Annotated in this window: 13 protein-coding genes; 7 read left to right on the top strand and 6 right to left on the bottom strand. The window is 64.4% G+C overall.

Annotation, left to right across the window (positions count from 1 at the left end; translation table 11 throughout):
• The first annotated feature begins 115 nt into the window (after window positions 1-115).
• From OKW27_RS21570 to OKW27_RS21560, 3 genes are all read left to right on the top strand, one after another.
• Window positions 116-1,462 (top strand): adenylosuccinate synthase, encoded by a 1,347-nt coding sequence (locus OKW27_RS21570; protein WP_429334805.1) that lies wholly within the window; start codon window positions 116-118, stop codon window positions 1,460-1,462.
• An 18-nt stretch (window positions 1,463-1,480) separates the two neighbouring features.
• Window positions 1,481-2,053, top strand: coding sequence for a phosphoribosyltransferase (locus tag OKW27_RS21565; protein ID WP_167368598.1), 573 nt, complete (start codon window positions 1,481-1,483; stop codon window positions 2,051-2,053).
• A 938-nt stretch (window positions 2,054-2,991) separates the two neighbouring features.
• The gene (locus tag OKW27_RS21560) at window positions 2,992-4,878 is read left to right on the top strand and encodes a potassium transporter Kup (RefSeq protein ID WP_090800715.1); all 1,887 of its coding nucleotides are present in this window, start codon (window positions 2,992-2,994) and stop codon (window positions 4,876-4,878) included.
• Window positions 4,879-5,027: 149 nt separating this feature from the next.
• On the opposite strand, the gene OKW27_RS21555 is transcribed toward OKW27_RS21560, so the two are convergent.
• Window positions 5,028-7,382, bottom strand: a complete 2,355-nt coding sequence (locus OKW27_RS21555) for a Tex family protein (RefSeq protein WP_429334804.1) — start codon at window positions 7,380-7,382, stop codon at window positions 5,028-5,030.
• 317 nt (window positions 7,383-7,699) lie between these two features.
• Between OKW27_RS21555 and OKW27_RS21550 the strand changes: the two genes are divergently transcribed.
• From OKW27_RS21550 to OKW27_RS21540, 3 genes are all read left to right on the top strand, one after another.
• On the top strand, window positions 7,700-8,647 hold the full coding sequence (locus tag OKW27_RS21550) for a hypothetical protein (RefSeq protein ID WP_429334803.1): 948 nt from the start codon (window positions 7,700-7,702) through the stop codon (window positions 8,645-8,647).
• A 148-nt stretch (window positions 8,648-8,795) separates the two neighbouring features.
• Window positions 8,796-9,014 carry a DUF465 domain-containing protein gene (locus OKW27_RS21545; protein WP_013089766.1) on the top strand — a complete coding sequence of 73 codons (219 nt, stop codon included), beginning with the start codon at window positions 8,796-8,798 and terminating at the stop codon, window positions 9,012-9,014.
• A 63-nt stretch (window positions 9,015-9,077) separates the two neighbouring features.
• Window positions 9,078-11,342: an ATP-dependent DNA helicase gene (locus OKW27_RS21540; RefSeq protein ID WP_090800711.1), complete on the top strand. Its 2,265-nt coding sequence runs from the start codon at window positions 9,078-9,080 to the stop codon at window positions 11,340-11,342.
• A gap of 189 nt (window positions 11,343-11,531) precedes the next feature.
• On the opposite strand, the gene OKW27_RS21535 is transcribed toward OKW27_RS21540, so the two are convergent.
• Both OKW27_RS21535 and OKW27_RS21530 read right to left on the bottom strand, forming a co-directional pair.
• Complete coding sequence (locus OKW27_RS21535) at window positions 11,532-11,783, bottom strand: hypothetical protein (RefSeq protein ID WP_167368596.1); 252 nt, start codon at window positions 11,781-11,783, stop codon at window positions 11,532-11,534.
• A gap of 231 nt (window positions 11,784-12,014) precedes the next feature.
• Window positions 12,015-13,268, bottom strand: a complete 1,254-nt coding sequence (locus OKW27_RS21530) for a JmjC domain-containing protein (protein WP_429334802.1) — start codon at window positions 13,266-13,268, stop codon at window positions 12,015-12,017.
• Between the two features lie 32 nt (window positions 13,269-13,300).
• Between OKW27_RS21530 and OKW27_RS21525 the strand changes: the two genes are divergently transcribed.
• On the top strand, window positions 13,301-13,843 hold the full coding sequence (locus tag OKW27_RS21525) for an FKBP-type peptidyl-prolyl cis-trans isomerase (protein WP_090800708.1): 543 nt from the start codon (window positions 13,301-13,303) through the stop codon (window positions 13,841-13,843).
• Here the strand turns inward: OKW27_RS21525 and OKW27_RS21520 are convergent.
• The 3 genes from OKW27_RS21520 to lplT all read right to left on the bottom strand — a co-directional run bounded on the left by OKW27_RS21520 (window position 13,823) and on the right by lplT (window position 19,443).
• Window positions 13,823-15,283 (bottom strand): hypothetical protein, encoded by a 1,461-nt coding sequence (locus tag OKW27_RS21520; RefSeq protein ID WP_429334801.1) that lies wholly within the window; start codon window positions 15,281-15,283, stop codon window positions 13,823-13,825. The genes OKW27_RS21525 and OKW27_RS21520 overlap by 21 nt on opposite strands.
• Entirely contained in the window at window positions 15,249-17,936 is a 2,688-nt protein-coding gene (gene mutS, locus OKW27_RS21515; RefSeq protein WP_429334800.1) for a DNA mismatch repair protein MutS, read from the bottom strand. Before mutS ends, OKW27_RS21520 begins: the two co-directional genes overlap by 35 nt.
• A gap of 208 nt (window positions 17,937-18,144) precedes the next feature.
• Window positions 18,145-19,443 carry a lysophospholipid transporter LplT gene (gene lplT, locus OKW27_RS21510; protein WP_429334799.1) on the bottom strand — a complete coding sequence of 433 codons (1,299 nt, stop codon included), beginning with the start codon at window positions 19,441-19,443 and terminating at the stop codon, window positions 18,145-18,147.
• Between the last annotated feature and the right edge of the window lie 74 nt (window positions 19,444-19,517).

Here is a 19,517-nt window from a genome sequence, read left to right as displayed (position 1 = left end):
GCGCATCCCTCCCAATACTCAACATAACGTGCATACCGTTGAGCGGAAACGGAAAAATTCCGGAAGCTTCCGCGAACCTAGGTAAAATACGTTTTTAACCAGCTTACGAAACAACATGTCTGCCAGCGCAGTGAATGTGAACCCCGGGCGCAACGTCGTCGTCGTGGGTACCCAATGGGGTGATGAAGGCAAGGGCAAGATCGTCGACTGGCTGACGGACCACGCTCAGGGCGTCGTTCGCTTCCAGGGCGGTCACAATGCCGGTCACACGCTTATCATCGGCGGCAAGAAAACCATCTTGCGTCTGATTCCGTCGGGCATCATGCATCCCGGCGTCGCGTGCTACATCGGCAATGGCGTCGTGTTGTCGCCGGAAGCGCTGTTCAAGGAAATCGGCGAACTCGAAGCCGCCGGCATCGACGTCCAGAAGCGCCTGTTCATTTCCGAAGCCACCACGCTGATCCTGCCGTACCACGTCGCGATCGACCAGGGCCGCGAAGCGCGCCGCGGCGCGAGCAAGATCGGCACGACCGGCCGCGGCATCGGCCCGGCCTACGAAGACAAGGTCGCGCGCCGCGGCCTGCGCGTGCAGGACCTGTTCGACGCACCAGCCTTCGCCGAGCGTCTGCGCGAAAACCTCGACTATCACAACTTCGTGCTCACACAGTACCTCGGCGCTGCCGCGGTCGACTTCCAGCAAACGCTCGACACGATGCTGAGCTACGCCGACCGACTGAAGCCGATGGTCACCGACGTGTCGCGCCGTCTCTACGACGTCAACGCGAACGGCGGCAATCTGCTGTTCGAAGGCGCGCAGGGCACGCTGCTCGACATCGACCATGGCACCTATCCGTTCGTCACCTCGAGCAACTGCGTCGCGGGTGCCGCGACGGCGGGCGCGGGCGTGGGTCCGCAGAAGCTCAACTACATCGTCGGCATCACGAAGGCGTACTGCACGCGTGTCGGTTCGGGCCCGTTCCCGAGCGAACTGTACGATGCGGACAATGCCTCGCGCCAGGACCCGATCGGCCTCGAACTCGCCACCGTCGGCAAGGAATTCGGCTCGGTCACCGGCCGTCCGCGCCGCACCGGCTGGCTCGACGTCTCCGCGCTGCGTCGCTCGATCCAGATCAACGGCGTGACGGGGCTGTGCATGACCAAGCTCGACGTGCTCGACGGTCTCGACGAAGTGAAGCTGTGCGTCGGCTACACGATCGACGGCCACAACGTCGATCTGCTGCCGCGTGGCGCGACGGAAGTCGCGCGCTGCGTACCGGTCTACGAAACCTTTGCGGGATGGAAGGAAAGCACGGTCGGCATCAAGGAGTGGGACAAGCTGCCCGCCAACGCGCGTGCGTACCTGACGCGCGTGCAGGAAGTCGCGGGCATTCCGATCGACATGGTCTCCACCGGTCCGGACCGCGACGAAACGATTCTGCTGCGTCATCCATTCAAGGTCTAAGCGATGCAAGGTGTACCCATGATCGCGATGAAAGATCCGCGCAACGACGACAAGAACCTGTGGGTCGGCTGGGACGAATATCACCGGCTGATCGAGATGCTCGCACTTGCCGTGCACGAATCGGGCTGGAAGTTCGACAAGATCCTGTGCCTCGCGCGCGGCGGTCTGCGCGTCGGCGACCAGCTGTCGCGCATCTACGATCTGCCGTTGGCGATTCTGGCAACGAGCTCTTATCGCGAGGCAGCGGGCACGCAGCAGGGCGAACTCGACATCGCGCAATACATCACGATGACGCGCGGCGAACTGCACGGTAACGTGCTGCTCGTCGACGACCTCGTCGATTCGGGCGTCACGCTCGCGCGCGTGCAGCAGCATCTGAAGGAACGCTATCCGGCCATCACCGCGGTGCGCTCGGCCGTGCTGTGGTACAAGGGCTGCTCGAAGGTGAAGCCCGATTACCACGTGCAGTATCTGCCGACCAACCCGTGGATTCATCAGCCGTTCGAGGAGTGGGACACGGTGCGTCCGCACAACCTCGGCGCGTGGATCAAGCGCGGCATCGCCCAGGCCGATGAGGCGTCGGGCAATTGACGCGAAGCCGCGCGCCTCACGCTTTGTCGCATCGGATCTCGTGCGGCATCGCGGTGTCACAAAACGGAGCCCAGTCGGGCTCCGTTTTTTTATGGTGCGCCAGGCATGGCGCGTAGCGCCGTGACTGGCGCTGTCCGACCCGCTGTGGTGGCGAGCCGGATGACTTGGGGGTGAAAGTCCTCTGCACACCCGGCAAGGGGAAGTGCTAGCTGAACGGCAAGGGTGTCCGTCGTAAGGCGGAATCTGAAGGAAGCCGCAGGCAAAATGCTGGCCTGACGAACAGGAAGCGGATATCAGGCGGTGTGGCGGGGTGAGCAGTCCAAGATCTGTAAAGCCCAATACTTGCACGGAACGCCACGACGTAGATCCGACAGGCATAAGCAGGAAGGTCGCGCGCATTACCCTGGGAGCCCCGTCAGTCTGCCTTGTGCTACTGGCATCGCAAGGTGCCGGGATGGGCTGGCGGGAGTCAGCAGAGGCCATAGTAGCGGCTCGGAACCGGAGCAGTGAAGGGCCGAACCTGACGAGAGTGGATAGTCACGCGTGCTCTCTGAGCGTTTGGGCACAAGTCTCGGCACAGCCGGGAGCCTGCGATCAAACTTGACGGCCGGAAGCCTGAGAGAGGTTGGGGTGTCCATTGAACGACAGGCGACACGACGAACGAAACGAAGCTCGCTGGAGCAATCCAGTCGTCAGGAAACGCCGGATACGTGATCCGTACGTCCGGTGTTGTGGGAGGACGGCGGGGGCAACCCCGCCTCCTACCCGATCGTCACGCGCGGCGCCAGGACGTCCGCACCGCGACAGGCGCGTCCATATCGCAGTGCTACACTGCGCGGACATCCACGTGGCGTATCCACAACAAGCCGGGCGGTACCGGATGGGCAGTTTAAAATAGCGGTCGTTTTTTCCGCCCGGGAACGGATTTCCTCGCGTCCATGACAGATAACAATCACGTACACAAACAGCCACTGCCTTCCCTTGCGATTGCCGCGATCGGAGTGGTGTTCGGCGACATCGGTACGAGCCCGTTGTACGCGCTGAAGGAAGCCTTCAGTCCGTCGCACGGCATCCCGTTGACCGATCAGTCGATCCTTGGCGTTATTTCGCTGCTGTTCTGGGCAATCGTGATCGTGGTCGGCGTCAAGTACGTGCTGTTCGTGATGCGCGCCGACAACAACGGCGAGGGCGGCGTCCTCGCGCTGATGGCGCTGGCGATGCGCTCGGTCGATCAGAAATCGAAAATGGCCGGCCTTCTGATGATGCTCGGCATCTTCGGCGCCTGCATGTTTTACGGCGACGCGGTGATCACGCCGGCAATCTCGGTGATCTCGGCGGTCGAAGGTCTCGAAATCGCCGCGCCGCATCTGGCGCATCTGGTGATTCCGCTGACCGTCGTGATCCTGATCGTGCTGTTCTGGATCCAGCGGCACGGCACGGCCACGGTCGGCCGTCTGTTCGGGCCGATCATGACGCTTTGGTTCCTCGTGCTCGCCGTGCTCGGCCTGTGGCACATCATGCAGTCGCCGAATGTGATCCAGGCGCTCAATCCCTACTACGCGTACACGTTCATGGCCGCGCACGTGCTGCAGGCCTACGTGGTGCTCGGCTCGGTCGTGCTGGTGCTGACCGGCGCGGAGGCGCTGTACGCGGACATGGGCCACTTCGGCGCGCAGCCGATCCGCATGGCGTGGTACGTGCTCGTGATGCCTTCGCTCGTGCTGAACTACTTCGGCCAGGGCGCGCTACTGATGCACGACCCAAAGGCGATCGAAAATCCGTTCTTCCTGCTCGCGCCGGACTGGGCGTTGTTGCCGCTCGTCGTGCTGTCGACGGTCGCGACGGTGATCGCGTCGCAGGCGGTGATTTCGGGCGCGTACTCGCTGACGAGCCAGGCGATCCAGCTCGGCTACGTGCCGCGCATGAAGGTCCTGCACACGTCCGAACTCGCGATCGGGCAGATCTATGTGCCGGTCGTGAACTGGATGCTGCTGTTCATCATCCTGTGCATCGTGATCGCGTTCAAGAGCTCGGACAATCTGGCGGCCGCGTACGGTATCGCGGTGACGGCAACGATGGTGATCACGACGATCCTTGCCTGCGTCGTGATGGTGAAGGTGTGGAACTGGAACAAACTGCTCGTTGGGCTCATCATCGGCGTGTTCATGGTGGTCGACCTGGGCTTTTTCGGCGCGAACCTGCTGAAGGTCGAAGAGGGCGGCTGGTTGCCGCTGTGCATCGGCGGCCTGCTGTTCTTCCTGCTGATGACGTGGTTCAAGGGCAGGATGATCGTGAAGGAACGCACGGCCGCCGACGGTATTCCGCTGATGCCGTTCCTGCAAGGCCTGCTCGCGCATCCGCCGCATCGCGTGTCGGGCACCGCGATCTATCTGACCGGCAGCGATTCGCTGGTGCCGGTGAGCCTGCTGCACAATCTGAAACACAACAAGGTGCTGCACGAGCGCACGATCTTTCTGACCTTCGTCACGCGCGACATTCCGTACGTGAAGGACGCCGATCGCGTGACCGTGAAGGACATGAACGGTGGCCTGTGGCTGGTGAAGGCAGCCTACGGCTTTAACGAAACGCCCGACGTGAAGGCGGTGCTGCTCGACGTCGGCCGCACGCACGACATGAGCTTCGAATTGATGGACACGTCATTCTTCCTCGCGCGCGAAACGGTGGTGCCGACGCAATTGCCGGGCATGTCGGTATGGCGCGAGCGTGTGTTCGCGTGGATGCATCAGAACGCCGCGAAGCCGACCGACTTCTTCAGCATCCCGGCTAACCGGGTCGTGGAACTGGGAACGAAGATCGAGATTTGACGGCTCGCGCGTGACGTGCGGGAGCGCAAACAAAAAGCCCACGCAATGCGTGGGCTTTTTGTTCATGCGCGCGTGCAAGCGGTTGAGCGCGCGACGCAGTCATGTCACGGACCGGAGCGCGTGCGACGACGTGCTCCGGTCCGTGACGCTCACTTCTGCTTGAGCTTCGCAAACGCAGCCGCCATCGCGCCGCCCGGCTCCGGTTCGCGCGAGCGTTGCGGCGCACCGCGTCCCGCTCCGCCGCGATTGAAGCTGCCGCCCGAGCCACCGCGATCCTGCTGCGCACCGCCGCCGCTGCGCACGGCCGCTGCACCGGGTTCGTCGTCGAGACGCATCGTCAGTGCGATACGCTGGCGCTTCACGTCGACTTCGAGCACCTTGACCTTGACGATCTGACCGGCTTTCACGACCTCATGCGGGTCCTTCACGAACTTCGTCGACATCGCCGACACGTGCACGAGGCCATCCTGATGCACACCGACGTCGATGAACGCGCCGAACGCCGCGACGTTCGTCACGACGCCTTCGAGCACCATGCCCGGGATCAGATCGCTGACCTTCTCGACACCTTCGCGGAACGTCGCGGTCTTGAACTCGGGACGCGGATCGCGGCCCGGCTTCTCGAGTTCGACCAGGATGTCACGCACGGTTGGAAGACCGAAACGCTCGTCGACGAATTCGGTGGGTGACAGTCCGCGCAACGCGTCGCGATTGCCGAGCACTTCGCCGACCTGCTTACTGATCTTCGCGAGGATGCGCTGGACGACCGGATACGCTTCCGGGTGCACCGACGAACGGTCGAGCGGATTCTCGCCGTTATTGATGCGCAGGAAGCCGGCAGCCTGCTCGAAGGTCTTGTCGCCGAGACGCGGCACCTTGCGTAGATGCTCGCGCGACGGGAACGGCCCGTTCGCATCGCGATAGTCGACGATGTTGCGCGCGAGCGTTGCGTTTAAACCCGACACCCGCGCGAGCAGCGCGACCGACGCGGTGTTCGCATCGACGCCGACCGCATTCACGCAGTCTTCGACGACCGCGTCGAGCGAGCGCGCGAGTTCGCGCTGGTTCACGTCGTGCTGATACTGGCCGACGCCGATCGCCTTCGGCTCGATCTTCACGAGCTCGGCGAGCGGGTCCTGCAGACGTCGCGCAATCGACACCGCGCCGCGCAGCGACACGTCCATGGCGGGGAATTCCTTCGCGGCAAGCTCGGACGCCGAGTACACCGACGCGCCGGCTTCGGACACGACGATCTTCTGCAGCTTCAGCTCCGGATGACGCGCGATCAGCTCGCTCGCGAGCTTGTCCGTCTCACGCGACGCGGTGCCGTTGCCGATGCTGATCAGCTCGGCCTGCGTTTGCGCGGCGATTCGCGCGAGCTTCGCGAGCGAGCCGTCCCAGTCGCGGCGCGGCTCGTGCGGGTAGATCGTGTCGGTCGCGAGCACCTTGCCGGTGCGGTCGACCACCGCCACCTTCACGCCGGTGCGCAAGCCCGGATCCAGACCGATCACGGCCTTCGGACCAGCCGGCGCCGCGAGCAGCAGGTCCTTCAGATTGCGCGCGAACACGCGGATCGCTTCGTGTTCGGCTTCGTCGCGCAGATTGGTCAGCAGTTCGTTTTCGAGGTGCGGCTGCACCTTCACGCGCCAGCACCAGCGGCACACGTCGGAGAGCCACTTGTCGGCGGGGCGGTTCTGATTGGCGATGCCGAAGTGCCGCGCGATCAGCGCTTCGCCCGGGTGCGGCGCCTGCGCGTCGAGCTCTTCGCCGAGGCCGAGCTTGATCATCAGCACGCCGGCATTGCGGCCGCGGAACAGTGCGAGCGCGCGATGCGACGGCACCGTGCGGATCGTTTCGGCGTAGTCGTAGTAGTCGCGGAATTTCTCCTCTTCCGCGGTTTCCTTGCCTTCCACGACCTTCGACGACACCACGCCCTGGTTGAACAGATAGTCGCGCAGCTTGCCGAGCAGTTCGGCGGTCTCGCCGAATTGTTCGGAGAGGATGTCGCGCGCGCCGTCGAGCGCGCCCTTCACATCGGCGACGCCTTTGTCCGCGTCCACGTACGCCGCGGCTTCGGCTTGCGGATCGAGCAGCGGATTGCCGAGCAGCGCGTCGGCGAGCGGCTGCAAGCCGGCTTCGCGCGCGATCTGCGCGCGCGTGCGGCGCTTCGGTTTGTATGGCAGATAGAGGTCTTCGAGCACCTGTTTGCTGTCGGCGCCTTCGATCGCGCCGCGCAGCTCGTCGGTGAGCTTGCCCTGTTCGTCGATGCTCGCGATGATCGCCGCGCGCCGGTCTTCCAGCTCGCGCAAATAGACTAGGCGTTCCTCGAGATTGCGCAGTTGCGTGTCGTCGAGATTGTCGGTCACTTCCTTGCGATAACGGGCAATGAACGGAACGGTCGCGCCTTCGTCGAGTAGTTCCACCGCGGCCGCGACCTGGCGCGGCTGGACGGACAGTTCGGTGGCGATGCGCTGGACGATCTTGAGTGCTACGGTTTCCGTCATAAGGTCTTGGTGTTCCTGCGGACTCAGTGATGGGCCGCGCGCGGGCGGCAAATCGGGACAGGCCGGGCATGTGCCGCGACCAAGTCTAGAGCGGGGCATTTTGCCATAAATGCCAAAGGGCTCAACCGTGGGGTGTTAGAATTTCGGGCATGTTCCGTTGACCCTCTACGACGTTGCCAATCTCCTTGTCCCTCAACCGCCTGGTCTCTTCGCTGGCGTCAGGTTCACTGCCGGGTTCACTGCCGGGTTCGTCTCAATTGCCGCTGGTTTCTTTGCGCTCGTTCGGTCGGTCGGCTTTAACGGCTGCCGCGTCGTGCGTGATCGCCGCAGCGCTCGTCGTGCCGGTGTCGGCCGCGGCGCAAAGCGCGACGCCCGCGCAAGGTACGGCGCCCGTCGCGGGCTCGGGCCCGCAAGCCGCCGCAACCGCCGACGGCCCTCAAAGCGCAAGTGACGTAGCCGTGCTGGACAAGTCGTTCGACGAGCGGCAACAGGTGCTCAATCAGCGCACCGACGACAACAACTATCAATTCGCTGTCGCGCAACACAACTGCTACAGCCGCTTCTTCGTCAATCACTGTCTGAACCGCGCGCGCGACGCGATGCGCAGCGTGCAGGCGGACATCCGCAAGGAACAGCTCGCGCTCGACGCCGAGCAGCGTGCGCAGCGCGCCCGTGAACGCGACGAACGCACCGCGTTGCGGCGCGCGCAAAACGAGGCGGAAGCGCCGCAACGTGCCGCCGAAGACGCGCGCAACGAGCAGGCGTATCAGGAAAAGCAGCGTCAGCACGCGCTCGATCAGGCGCAGCACAACGCCGAGGCGCCGCAGCGCGAAGCCAATGCGCAGGCCTACGCGGAGAAGCAACGTCAGCACGCGCTCGATCAGGCGCAGCGCAACGCCGCGGCACCGCAGCACGAAGCCAACGCGCAGGCCTACGAGGAGAAGCAGCGCCAGCACGCGCTCGATCAGGCGCAGCGTGGTGTCACGCCTGCGCAGGCGGCGGCCAATCAGAAGGCCTACGACCAGAAGCAGAGCGACTACCAGCGCAAGCTCGAGGAAGCGCGTCGGCAGGGTGCGGAAAAGGCCGCGGAGCGCCAGCAGAAACAGGAGACTTTCGAGCGGAAGCAGGCCGAGGCCGAGCAGCACAAGCTCGATGTCGAAGCACGTCAAAAGCAGGCCGCCGAGAAGGCCGAGCAGAAGCGTCAGGACGAGCTGAAGCAGCAACAGCTCGAAGAGCAGAAAAAGCAGCAACAAGAGCAACAGTAAGCGTGCTGTAGTGGCTGTATCGTAGAGTAAGCCGTGGCGGTCGTGGCCAGGGCCGCCGTAGTCGCCGTAATGCGTTTTGAGGCGGACAGCAACCTCAGGCATCGGACCGCGCGCACGCGGTTCGTGCCGCCGACCAGAGGAGGCGAGCATGCGCGATCGTCATCACGTCATCGACGCAAACACACTTCGCGACCGCATTCTGCAACTGGAATCGGAGCATAGTGGACTCGACCGGTTGATCGACCGGATGTCGGATGAACCCGGCATCGACGACTTCGAGTTGCAGCGCCTGAAAAAGCGCAAACTTAAAGTCAAGGACACCATCATCTTGCTGCAATTGCAGCTCGAACCGGACGCGCGCGCCTGAGTTCGCGGCCTGGCAGGCGCCGGGCGCGCAGCGCGCGAGCCGGACTTAGCAGGAACGCTTGCCTTGAATTCATCGCATGACACTTCATCCCGGGCCGCGCCGGACAACGCATCTGCTTCGGGTACGCCTGCGCCGCGCGCGGCAGCACCGGCGCCAGGTGTGTCGCTGAATCGGCGCCGCGCGAGCGAGCTCGACGACATCTTCGCCGACAACGGTCTGCTCGCACGGCAGATCGACGGTTATCGGCCGCGTGCGTCGCAGATCGAGATGGCGCGTGCGGTTGCCGCGGCGATGGAGGCGTCGGGCCGCGCGATGCCCGAGCCCGCGATGTTCGAGACGCAGAAGCGCCCGGCGCGGCGCCTGCAGCAGACCGGCGCTGAAGCCGTCTCTGAGTCGACCGGGAGCAACGCACAAGCCGATGGCGTCGACGGTGGTGAGAATACGCTGATCGTAGAGGCGGGTACCGGCACCGGCAAGACCTATGCGTACCTCGTGCCGGCCATGCTGTGGGGCGGCAAGGTGATCGTCTCGACCGGCACCAAGCATCTGCAGGATCAGCTGTTCCAGCGCGACATTCCGACCGTGCGCGACGCGCTCGCGGTGCCGGTGTCGGTCGCGATGCTGAAGGGCCGCGCGAACTACCTGTGCCATTACTACCTGCAACGCACCGCGGACAACGGCCGTCTGCCGTCGCGCCAGGAGACCTCGTATCTGCAGGACATCGTGCGCTTCGCGAAGATCACGCGCACCGGCGACAAGGCCGAACTCGCGAGCGTGCCGGAAACGGCGCAGGTGTGGTCGATGGTCACGTCGACGCGCGACAACTGTCTCGGCCAGGAGTGTCCCCACTACAAGGACTGCTTCGTGATGCAGGCGCGCCGCGAAGCGCAGCAGGCCGATATCGTGGTGGTCAACCACCATCTGTTTTTCGCCGACATCATGCTGCGCGATACCGGCATGGCGGAGCTGCTGCCGACTGCGAATACGGTCATCTTCGACGAAGCGCACCAGCTGCCCGAAACCGCGACGCTGTTTTTCGGCGAGACGCTATCGACCGCGCAGTTTCTCGAACTCGCACGCGATTCGGTCGCCGAGGGCCTCGGTCACGCACGCGATGCGGTCGATTGGGTCAAGCTCGGCGCGACGCTCGAGCGCGCCGCGCGCGACGTGCGGCTCGCGTTCAAGGAAGACTCGGTGCGTCTGTCGATCGGCCAGCTGCCCGACGATCACCCGCTGTTCGCCGCGCTCGAGACGCTCGAGGCCGAGCTCGACGCGTTGGCCTCGGCATTGGCGGGCCAGGCCGAGCGAGCCGAATCGCTCGGCGCGTGTTTGCGTCGCGCGCGCGAGTTGCAGGACGTGCTGAGCGGCTGGACCACGCCACCCACGAGTGCAGAACGCGACGCGGTTGCGACCCGCGAGGGTGACGCCGGCGCGGAGCGCGCCGATCCGAATGAAAAGGTGCGCTGGATCGAGGTGTTCTCGCATACGGTGCAGCTGCACGAAACGCCGTTGTCGGTCGCGCCGATTTTCGCGAAGCAGCGCGCCGGCGTACCGCGCGCGTGGATCTTCACATCGGCGACGCTGTCGGTGCGCGGCGACTTCACGCACTATGCGGCACAGATGGGCTTGAACTCGAAGCGCTCGATGACATTGCCGAGCCCATTCGACTATCCATCGCAAGGGCTTCTGTACGTACCGCGCAATCTGCCACAGCCGTCATCGCCGATGTTCACCGACGCCGTGTTCGATGCCGCATTGCCCGCGATCGAAGCCTCGGGCGGCGGCGTCTTCATGCTGTGCACGACGCTGCGCGCGGTGGATCGTATCTCGGCGAAGCTGCGCGACGCGATCGAGTCGCGCGGCTGGGACTATCCGCTGCTCGTGCAGGGCGATGCGAGCCGCACCGAACTGCTCGACCGCTTTCGCGCCTACGGCAATGCGATCCTCGTCGGCAGTCAGAGCTTCTGGGAAGGGGTGGACGTGCGCGGCGACGCGCTGTCGCTGGTCGTGATCGACAAGCTGCCGTTTGCGCCGCCGGACGATCCCGTGCTGGCCGCGCGGCTCGACGCACTGACGAAGAAGGGCTTGAGCCCGTTCGCCGTGCATCAGCTGCCGCAGGCCGTCATCACGCTGAAGCAGGGCGCCGGCCGGCTGATTCGCGCGGAGACCGATCGTGGCGTGCTGATGATCTGCGATACACGTCTCGTCGATAAACCTTATGGCCGCCGCATCTGGCAGAGTCTGCCGCCGTTCAAGCGCACCCGCGAGATCGACGTGGTGCGTGAGTTCTTTGAGGAGAGCGCTGGGCCAGCGGCGCCGGTTCGATAGGGGATGTGTTCCACACATGCGACGAGCTCCGCAGCGGAAAGCGGCCCTGAATGACAAAACGCCACGGATGTGAATCCGTGGCGTTTTTCTTTGCCCGTTTGCGGCCCGCGCCGTTTCCGGCCAACCTCCAAACGTTTCGTGCGCAGGCGCTGTAGCGGGAGCGCCGCTACAGCGCCGAACCGTTGCGGCTTACTGGCTTGCGCCTGCTGCCGGCGATGCTGCTTCAGCCGGCGATGCTGCCTCGGCCGGCGATGCTGCTTCGGCCGGCGATGCTGCCTCGGCCGGCGATGCTGCAACTGCCGGCGATGCTGCTTCAGCAGGCGATGCTGCCGCCGGTGCGGACGCAGCTTCCGACGGTGCAGCAGCCTGATCGTTGCTCTTGTTGCATGCAGCGAGTGCCACAACTGCCAACAGGGATGCTACGAGGAGGGATTTCTTCATGATCACGTCCTTTTATGGTTTAAAGGTAAGCAACAGCGCAAAATAAAACCGGTAATGTGCTCCAACACCGACCTGGGCCGCTGGTGGAGATGCTCTTTTGACGAGCTGGAATCTTCCCTACGGCTTGGGCGGAAATTATATGCACTTTCGTACTGACAGTCGATAAATGCGGGTCAATACGTTGTCTTTCTCATACAAAATTTCACCGTACGGTATAACAGGCGGGCAGAGTTACGCAATCTCGCCTACCTGTATCCAGCCCGCACAATACCACTCGTGTAGCAGTGCTGTCACCGATGAATCGTGTGATAGTGTTACAAAGCGTATCGCACTCATGCACCGCAGATTTGCGAGTTCAAACAGCCATTTTTTCGCGCCGGTCCACGATATTTCTTCTCCATTTACGAAGAAAAAACGTCGTTCATACAACAGGTTACTCTTGCGATCGAGCCGTAGACCGGATCTCGACGCCGCGCCGATGAAACGGGCTTCGTTGAGCGGCCGTTGCGGCGGATCGAAGACGACACTCGGCTTGGGTTCGCTGAGGTACGTGCCAAGGAACGACGCAATGTCCTGCTCATTCCATCGCACTTTAGCAAGCATCGCGCCCACCCGTTCGACGAGCGCCGCGGGCAACTCGGCCGGCTGTTCGACCGCGGCCTGCCGTGGGTCGCGATAAAGGGCGCCCGCCTTGCCCGTGGCCTCTCCGCGCTCGGCCAGGTGGTAGAGGAACTGCGCGGTCAGCTCGCTTTCGGAGGGCGAGCGAAAACCGATCGAGCAGGTCATGCATTCGCCCTCGGCGATGCCGTCGTGCGCGATGTGCGGCGGCAGGTACAGCATGTCGCCGGGCTCGAGTACCCACTCCTGTTCGTGCTCGAAGTGCTGTAAAACCTTCAACGGCAAGCCGGGCTGCAGCGTCAGATCTTTCTGCGCGCTAATGCGCCAGCGGCGCTTGCCTTTTACTTGCAAAAGAAACACATCGTAGGAATCGAAGTGCGGGCCGACGCCGCCACTATCGGTCGCATACGAAATCATCAGGTCGTCGAGACGCGCGTCCGGCACGAAACGGAAACGGTCGAGCAACGCGCGCGCGCGGTCGTCGTGCAGATCCACGCCCTGCACGAGCAGTGTCCATGCGCGCTGTTTGACGGACGGCAGTTCGTCGGGCGCGAACGGGCCGTGCTCCAGCTGCCATTTGTTGCGGAAGTGCGTGATCAGGCGCGCTTCGACGTCGTCCCGATCGGCCAGCTCGAACAGCTCGTCGCGCGACAGCGGCGCTTCGATGTCCGGAATCGCCTGACGGATCAGCAGCGGCTTTTTCTGCCAGTAGCGGCGCATGAATTGCGACGGGCTCAGATGGCCGAGAAGTGCGGTCGGAACGTCGGGCGAGGGCGGAAGAGTGGGCCGCGTGGCCGGCTTTGCAGCAGACGGCGAATTGCTTGCCGAACCTGCATCGGCCGGGAGGTGGGTGGGCCGCCTGGGCATCGTATAATGTGAGTTGTATTCTGGAGAGTCGAATGAAAATCGCAAAGAACACCGTCGTGTCGGTCGCCTACAAGCTGTCGGATGCGCAGGGCAATCTGATCGAGGAAAGCGAAGAGCCGATGGTCTATCTTCACGGCGGCTATGATGGCACGTTCCCCAAGATCGAGGAAGAGCTCGACGGCCACGAGGCCGGCTTCGAGACCCAGATCCAGCTCGAGCCGCAAGACGCGTTCGGCGAATACGATCCCGAGCTTGTGAAGATCGAGCCGCGCGATCGCTTCCCGGAACCGCTCGAAGTCGGCATGCAGTTCGAAGGCACCCCCGAAGATGGCGACGAGGAAATCGATGCGCTGGTGTACGTGGTGACCGACGTCGCGGAAGACAAGGTCGTGCTCGACGGCAATCATCCGCTCGCCGGCATGGCGCTGCGTTTCGCGTTGACCGTCAAAGACGTGCGTCCGGCAACTGAAGACGAAATCCAGCACGAGCACGCGCATGGCGCGGACGGCCTCGAAGTTCTCGACGACGATGAAGACGAGGACGAAGAAGACAGCTCAAAACCGACCCTGCACTGAGCTTGCGGGCATGCGCGGTGTCGTCGCGGGGGCAGACGGCACCGATGCGGGCAACGCAGGCGAGGCTGGCAGTATCGACCCCGGCGGCATCGAGATAGCGGGCCCATAGTCGCCGCCGCCCTGGTCGGACGGGATGCGCGGCTGCGGCTGCGGCTGCTGCTCCTGCGACTCTCCAGGTGTCTGCAATACGGGCGGCAATTCCGACGCCGGCCCGAAACCTTCCACATTCGGCATCTCCGGCGCAACCGGCATCGACGCGCCGGATTCGTCGCGCGGCGATGCGGGCGGCAAGACCGGCGGCGTGGTGGGCAGCGGCATCTGCTTCGGCACGTCGCGCACGCTGACTCTGAACGGCGGCTTGCTGCCGAAATCCGCTTCTATCTGAATCCATTGGTTGAGACGATCATGCGGTGCGAGCGCAATGCGCGTGAGGTTCGTCACGACCATCCCCTTGTCGTTGCGTAGCGGCTGATCGATGACGAAACCGCCGGCCGGCCGGTCCTCGTCTGCATGAATGACGACCACGGGTCCGGGGAAAATCTGCGCGAGCTTGAGCAGACTGCGCTTGAATTCCAGAAAGCCGTCGCGGCGCGAGCTATGTGCGAAGTGCAGCCAGGCGAACCGTTCGGGTCGCTCGTAGCGCTCCGGGTCGAAGTCGCCCTGAATGAACACGACGATCGCGCGCGCGTCGCGGCGCTTCGCGTATTCGGCCGCGTGCTCGAGCCAGAATGCGTTGGCGATCACGCGATCTTCGAACTCGCCGTTGCGGCCGCCCGCGCTCAGGTAGTGGTTGTTCGGACCCGGCGCGTTCAGGCCGATGAAGACGATGTCGCCGGCGTTGGTGTTCGCTTTGTCGTTCGTTTTTTCGTTGACCACCCAGCGCACGTTTTCACGGAACGGGCGGAAGCGCGACACCTCGCTCTCGCGCGTCAACGCGATCGGGTTCTGCCCCATCGACGTTGGATCGGCGAACAGCGTTTGCCGCAACTGGTCGAGCCGCTCGACCGGATCGAAGCCGCCGGCTTCCGCCGTGCCGCAATCGACCCAGTCATGCTGGCCGGGGATAAAGAAGAGGGCAGTGCGCGAGCTGTCGAGCAGCGCGTGGCGGCGCTCGAACAGCGCGTCGCGGCAAACTTCCTTCGGCCCCTTCAGATTGCCGTCGTAGACGATGAAGCGCACGTCGCGCTCGCGGCCGATCGCCTCGAGCAGCCGTTGCGTGGCGGCTTCCTCGGCGGGGCTGTGCATCGTGCCGGAAATCACCGCGAACGCGAAGCGCGAGGCCTCAGCGTGCGCCGGCACGGTCCATGCGCACACTGCCACGAGCACGACGATGCCGCCTGCCGGTGCGAGCACGTGGCGCAGCGCCGCGCGAAGCCCGCGCGGGCGCGGCGGGTGTCCCGGCGTGTCAGTGATCCGCATCCGGCGCGACGGCCAGTTCATGCAGTTCGTACAGCAGATCGAGCGCTTCGCGCGGCCGCAGATCGTTCGGATCGATGCCGCGCAGACGCTCGACGAGTGTCTGCATCGCGGGCGACGCGGGCGTTGCGTCGCTCGCCGTCTCGTGGTCGTCGTCCGTGTCTTCGGCGAGCATGGCAGGCTGCGTCGCGAACAGATCGAGTTGCGGCGCGGGCTGCGCGGCCGATTGCTGCTCCAGATGCGCGAGATGCTTGCGTGCCGCGCGGATCACCGCGTTCGGCACGCCGGCGAGTTGCGCGACCTGCAGACCGTAGCTCTGATTGGCGGGCCCTTCGTTGACCGCGTGCAGGAACACGATGCCGTGCCCGTGCTCGACTGCCGACAGATGCACGTTGGCCGCGTGCGGAAACTCCGCGGGTAGTTGCGTCAGCTCGAAATAGTGCGTCGCGAACAGCGTGTAGCAGCCGTTGTGGGCGAGCAGGTGGCGCGCGATCGCCCACGCGAGCGCGAGGCCGTCGAACGTCGACGTGCCGCGGCCGATCTCGTCCATCAGCACGAGGCTTTGCGGTGTCGCGTCGTTGAGGATCGCGGCGGCTTCGGTCATCTCCACCATGAAGGTCGAGCGGCCGCCGGCGAGGTCGTCGGCCGCGCCGATGCGCGTGAAGATGCGGTCGATCGGTCCGAAGGCCGCGCGCCGCGCTGGTACATAGCTGCCCACGTAAGCGAGCAGCGCGATCAGCGCGGTCTGGCGCATGAAAGTCGACTTACCGCCCATGTTGGGACCGGTGATCAACAGCAGCTTGCGCTCGGTCGCGAGTGAGCAATCGTTGGCGATGAACTGCTCGACTTGCGCCTCGACCACCGGATGACGACCCTGCTCGATGTCGATACCCGCGTTCGCCGAGAACGTCGGCGCAACCCAGTCGAGCGCGCGAGCGCGTTCGCCGAGCGCGGCCAGCAGATCGAGTTCGGCGAGCGCGAGCGCAACGCGCTGACAGTCGGGAATGAACGGCAGCAACGATTGCAGCAACGCGTCGTACAGTGCGCGTTCGCGCGCGAGCGCGCGTTCCTGCGCGGACAGCGCTTTGTCCTCGAAGGTCTTCAGCTCGGGCGTGATATAGCGCTCGGCATTCTTCAGCGTTTGCCGACGGCGATAGTCGTCCGGCACCTTGTCGGTCTGGCCGCGCGTGACTTCGATATAGAAGCCGTGCACCTTGTTGTACTCGACGCGCAGATTGCTGATGCCGGTGCGCGCGCGTTCGCGTGTTTCGAGATCGATCAGGAACTGTCCGCAGTTCTCCGAAATATCGCGCAGTTCGTCGAGCTCGGCGTCATAACCACGCGCGATGACGCCGCCGTCGCGCACCATCGCGGCCGGCTCTTGCGCGACCGCGAGCTTCAGCAAATCGGCGCACGCGTGCGGCGGTTCGAGCGCCGCGTCGATGCGCGCGAGCGAATCCGCGTTCGAGGCCATCGCTGCGAGCTGCGCGCGCAATGCAGGTAGCGCGATGAAGGTATCGCGCAGGCTCGACAGATCGCGCGGCCGCGCCGACAGCAGCGCGAGACGTCCGGTGATCCGTTCGATGTCCGAAATCTGCCGCAATGCGCTGCGCAATGTATCGAGATCGGCGCCCGGCGGCGCGTCGAGCAACGCGCCGATCGCCTGCTGACGTGCCTGCGCCACCGCCGAATCGCGCGGCGGATGATGCAGCCAGTGCCGCAGCAGGCGGCTGCCCATCGTCGTGCAGCAGGTGTCGAGCAGCGAGCACAGCGTCGGCGATTCGGTGCCGCGCAGTGTCTCCGTGAGTTCGAGGTTGCGGCGCGTGGCGGGATCGAGGCCGATGTATTCGGATTCGTATTCGACCTTCAGGCTGCGCACATGGCGCAGTTGCTGGCCCTGCGTGGACGCCGCATACAGCAGCAACGCGCCGGCCGCCCCGCACGCGCAACCGAGCGAATGCGCGCCGAAGCCGTCGAGGCTCGCGACTTCGAGCTGGTCGCACAGGCGCTTCGTGCCCGAGGTGATATCGAAGTGCCAGGCCGGTACACGCTTGAGCGCGCTGGCGTTGACAGGCGGTGTCCAGCTGGTCGAATCGGCGGTGGCGTCGGCGACCAGAATTTCCGCGGGACGGATGCGCTCCAGCGCGGCGGCGACCTGATCGGGCGCGACTTCGGCGAGGCGCAGCGCGCCGCTCGCGAGATTGAGCCATGCGAGACCGACGCTCGTGGCGACACCGCGGCGATTGTGCGCGACGCCCAGCGCGAGCAGATAGACGTCGCTCTTGTCGGACAGCAGCGCGGCGTCGGTCAGCGTGCCAGGCGTAACCACGCGCATGACCTTGCGCTCGACCGGGCCTTTCGAGGTGGCCGGGTCGCCGATCTGTTCGCAGATCGCGACCGATTCGCCGAGCTTCACGAGCTTGGCCAGATACTGTTCGACAGCGTGATGCGGCACGCCGGCCATCTTGATCGGATTGCCCGCCGACGCGCCGCGCTGCGTGAGCGTCAGGTCGAGCAGGCGCGCGGCTTTTTCCGCGTCGTCGAAAAAGAGTTCGTAGAAGTCGCCCATCCGGTAGAACACCAGCGTGCCCGGATGCTCCGCCTTGATGCGCAGGTACTGCTGCATCATCGGCGTGTGTTGTGCGACGTCGTTGGCCGCTGCGGTTTGAATACCCATCCTTCGTGTCTTCTTGCGGTAGATGCTCAGGGCGTGAGTTTAACCCGCCGGCGCGGCGAGCGGACCCTGGCCGAACGGACGATGCCCAACACAAGAGCTGAATGTCAGCATGACCGATTCGATCAAAGCGGGGGGTGCGCGCCGTCGCGGCGGGTTACGGCCGTCGAGCCGAGCCTCGCGCTGTCATTGCTGGAGCACCGTGATGCATTCATTCCTCGATCATCGCCCGCATGTCCACCCTGCGTTCGTTCGCCGCGCTGCGGCGTTTCGCGAGCCACATCAGCAGCGTGATGAAGGTGCCGAACACGACGATGATCCACTGCGCGGGCATCTTCGCCGTGAGCAGCAGCGCGTACACGCCGAGCATCAGCAGCACCGCGAGGTTCTGGTTGAAATTCTGCACGGCGATCGAGTGACCGGCCGACAGCAGCGTCGCGCCGCGATGCTGCAGGATCGCATTCATCGGCACGATGAAAAAGCCCGACAACGCACCGAGCACGATCATCAGCGGATAGGCCAGCAGAATGTAGTAGGGCGCGACGTGCGTGCCGAAGCGCAGGCCCGCGCCCGCCGGGAACAGGTCCTTGTTGTAAAAGGCCATCGCGATCGCCACCGCGCCCGTCAGCACGCCGACCGGCAACACCTTCAGCGAGTGGCGCAATGGAATCAGCGCGGCCGCGCCCGCCGCGCCGATCGCGATGCCGAAGCCGGTCACGCCTTGCATCACCGCCGCCTTCGACAACGACAGCCCGAGGTTCACGTTCGCCCATTTGAACACCAGCAGCTGCATCGTCACGGCGGCGCCCCACATCAGCGTGGTCACCCACAGCGCGATCTGCGCGAGCTTGTCGGCCCACAGCACCCGGAAGCAGTGATGGAAATCGCCGACCAGCTTATTCGGCTCGGTCAGCCGGTTCGGATAGCGCGCGCCAGTGTCCGGAATGAAGATGTTGATCGCGGCGGCGATCGCGTAGGTGAGCATGACCGCGCCCATCGCGAGATCGGCGGCCGAGCGGATCAGCGGCATATGCGCACGCGTGACGAAATGCTCGAAGACGGTGCTGATCAGCGCACCGCCGAGCATCGTGCCGGCGATCGTCGACAGCACCGTCGCCGATTCGAGCCACGCGTTCGCCTGCACGAGCTTTTCGGCGGGCAGCAGCTCGGTGAGGATGCCGTACTTGGCGGGCGAATACGCGGCTGCGCCGAAGCCGACCACGCCGTAGGCGATCATCGGATGAACGCCCAGAATCATCATCAGGCAGCCGCTCGCTTTCAGCGCGTTGGAGATGAACATCACGTGACGCTTCTGCATCGAATCGGCGAACGCGCCGACGAACGGCGCGAGCAGCACGTACGAGATCGTGAAAAAAATCTGCAGCAGCGGCGTAACCCACGCGGCCGAGCGCATCACGGAAAGCAGGGCGATGGCGGCGATCAACAGCGCATTGTCGGCCAGCGACGAAATGAACTGTGCCGCGATGATCGTATGGAAGCCTTTTTTCATGGGGCAGATTGGAGGCTGCGCCCGGGGCGAAAGTCGGGCAGGGTCAAAGCGGCATGGAGCAGGGAACGGTCCCG

The sequence above is a fragment of the Paraburkholderia sp. 35.1 genome, from assembly GCF_050436525.1.
Lineage (GTDB): Bacteria > Pseudomonadota > Gammaproteobacteria > Burkholderiales > Burkholderiaceae > Paraburkholderia > Paraburkholderia tuberum.
Note: the sequence above shows the minus strand (reverse complement) of the source record. Positions and strands in the feature narration are given on the sequence as shown.

Bases quoted from the DNA above. Each gene is read 5' to 3' on its own strand.
- OKW27_RS21570 (WP_429334805.1), top strand. From the start codon at position 116: ATGTCTGCCAGCGCAGTGAATGTGAACCCCGGGCGCAACGTCGTCGTC.
- OKW27_RS21565 (WP_167368598.1), top strand. From the start codon at position 1,481: ATGATCGCGATGAAAGATCCGCGCAACGACGACAAGAACCTGTGGGTC.
- OKW27_RS21560 (WP_090800715.1), top strand. From the start codon at position 2,992: ATGACAGATAACAATCACGTACACAAACAGCCACTGCCTTCCCTTGCG.
- OKW27_RS21555 (WP_429334804.1), bottom strand. From the start codon at position 7,382: ATGACGGAAACCGTAGCACTCAAGATCGTCCAGCGCATCGCCACCGAA.
- OKW27_RS21545 (WP_013089766.1), top strand. From the start codon at position 8,796: ATGCGCGATCGTCATCACGTCATCGACGCAAACACACTTCGCGACCGC.
- OKW27_RS21535 (WP_167368596.1), bottom strand. From the start codon at position 11,783: ATGAAGAAATCCCTCCTCGTAGCATCCCTGTTGGCAGTTGTGGCACTC.
- OKW27_RS21530 (WP_429334802.1), bottom strand. From the start codon at position 13,268: ATGCCCAGGCGGCCCACCCACCTCCCGGCCGATGCAGGTTCGGCAAGC.
- OKW27_RS21525 (WP_090800708.1), top strand. From the start codon at position 13,301: ATGAAAATCGCAAAGAACACCGTCGTGTCGGTCGCCTACAAGCTGTCG.
- OKW27_RS21520 (WP_429334801.1), bottom strand. From the start codon at position 15,283: ATGAACTGGCCGTCGCGCCGGATGCGGATCACTGACACGCCGGGACAC.
- mutS (WP_429334800.1), bottom strand. From the start codon at position 17,936: ATGGGTATTCAAACCGCAGCGGCCAACGACGTCGCACAACACACGCCG.
- lplT (WP_429334799.1), bottom strand. From the start codon at position 19,443: ATGAAAAAAGGCTTCCATACGATCATCGCGGCACAGTTCATTTCGTCG.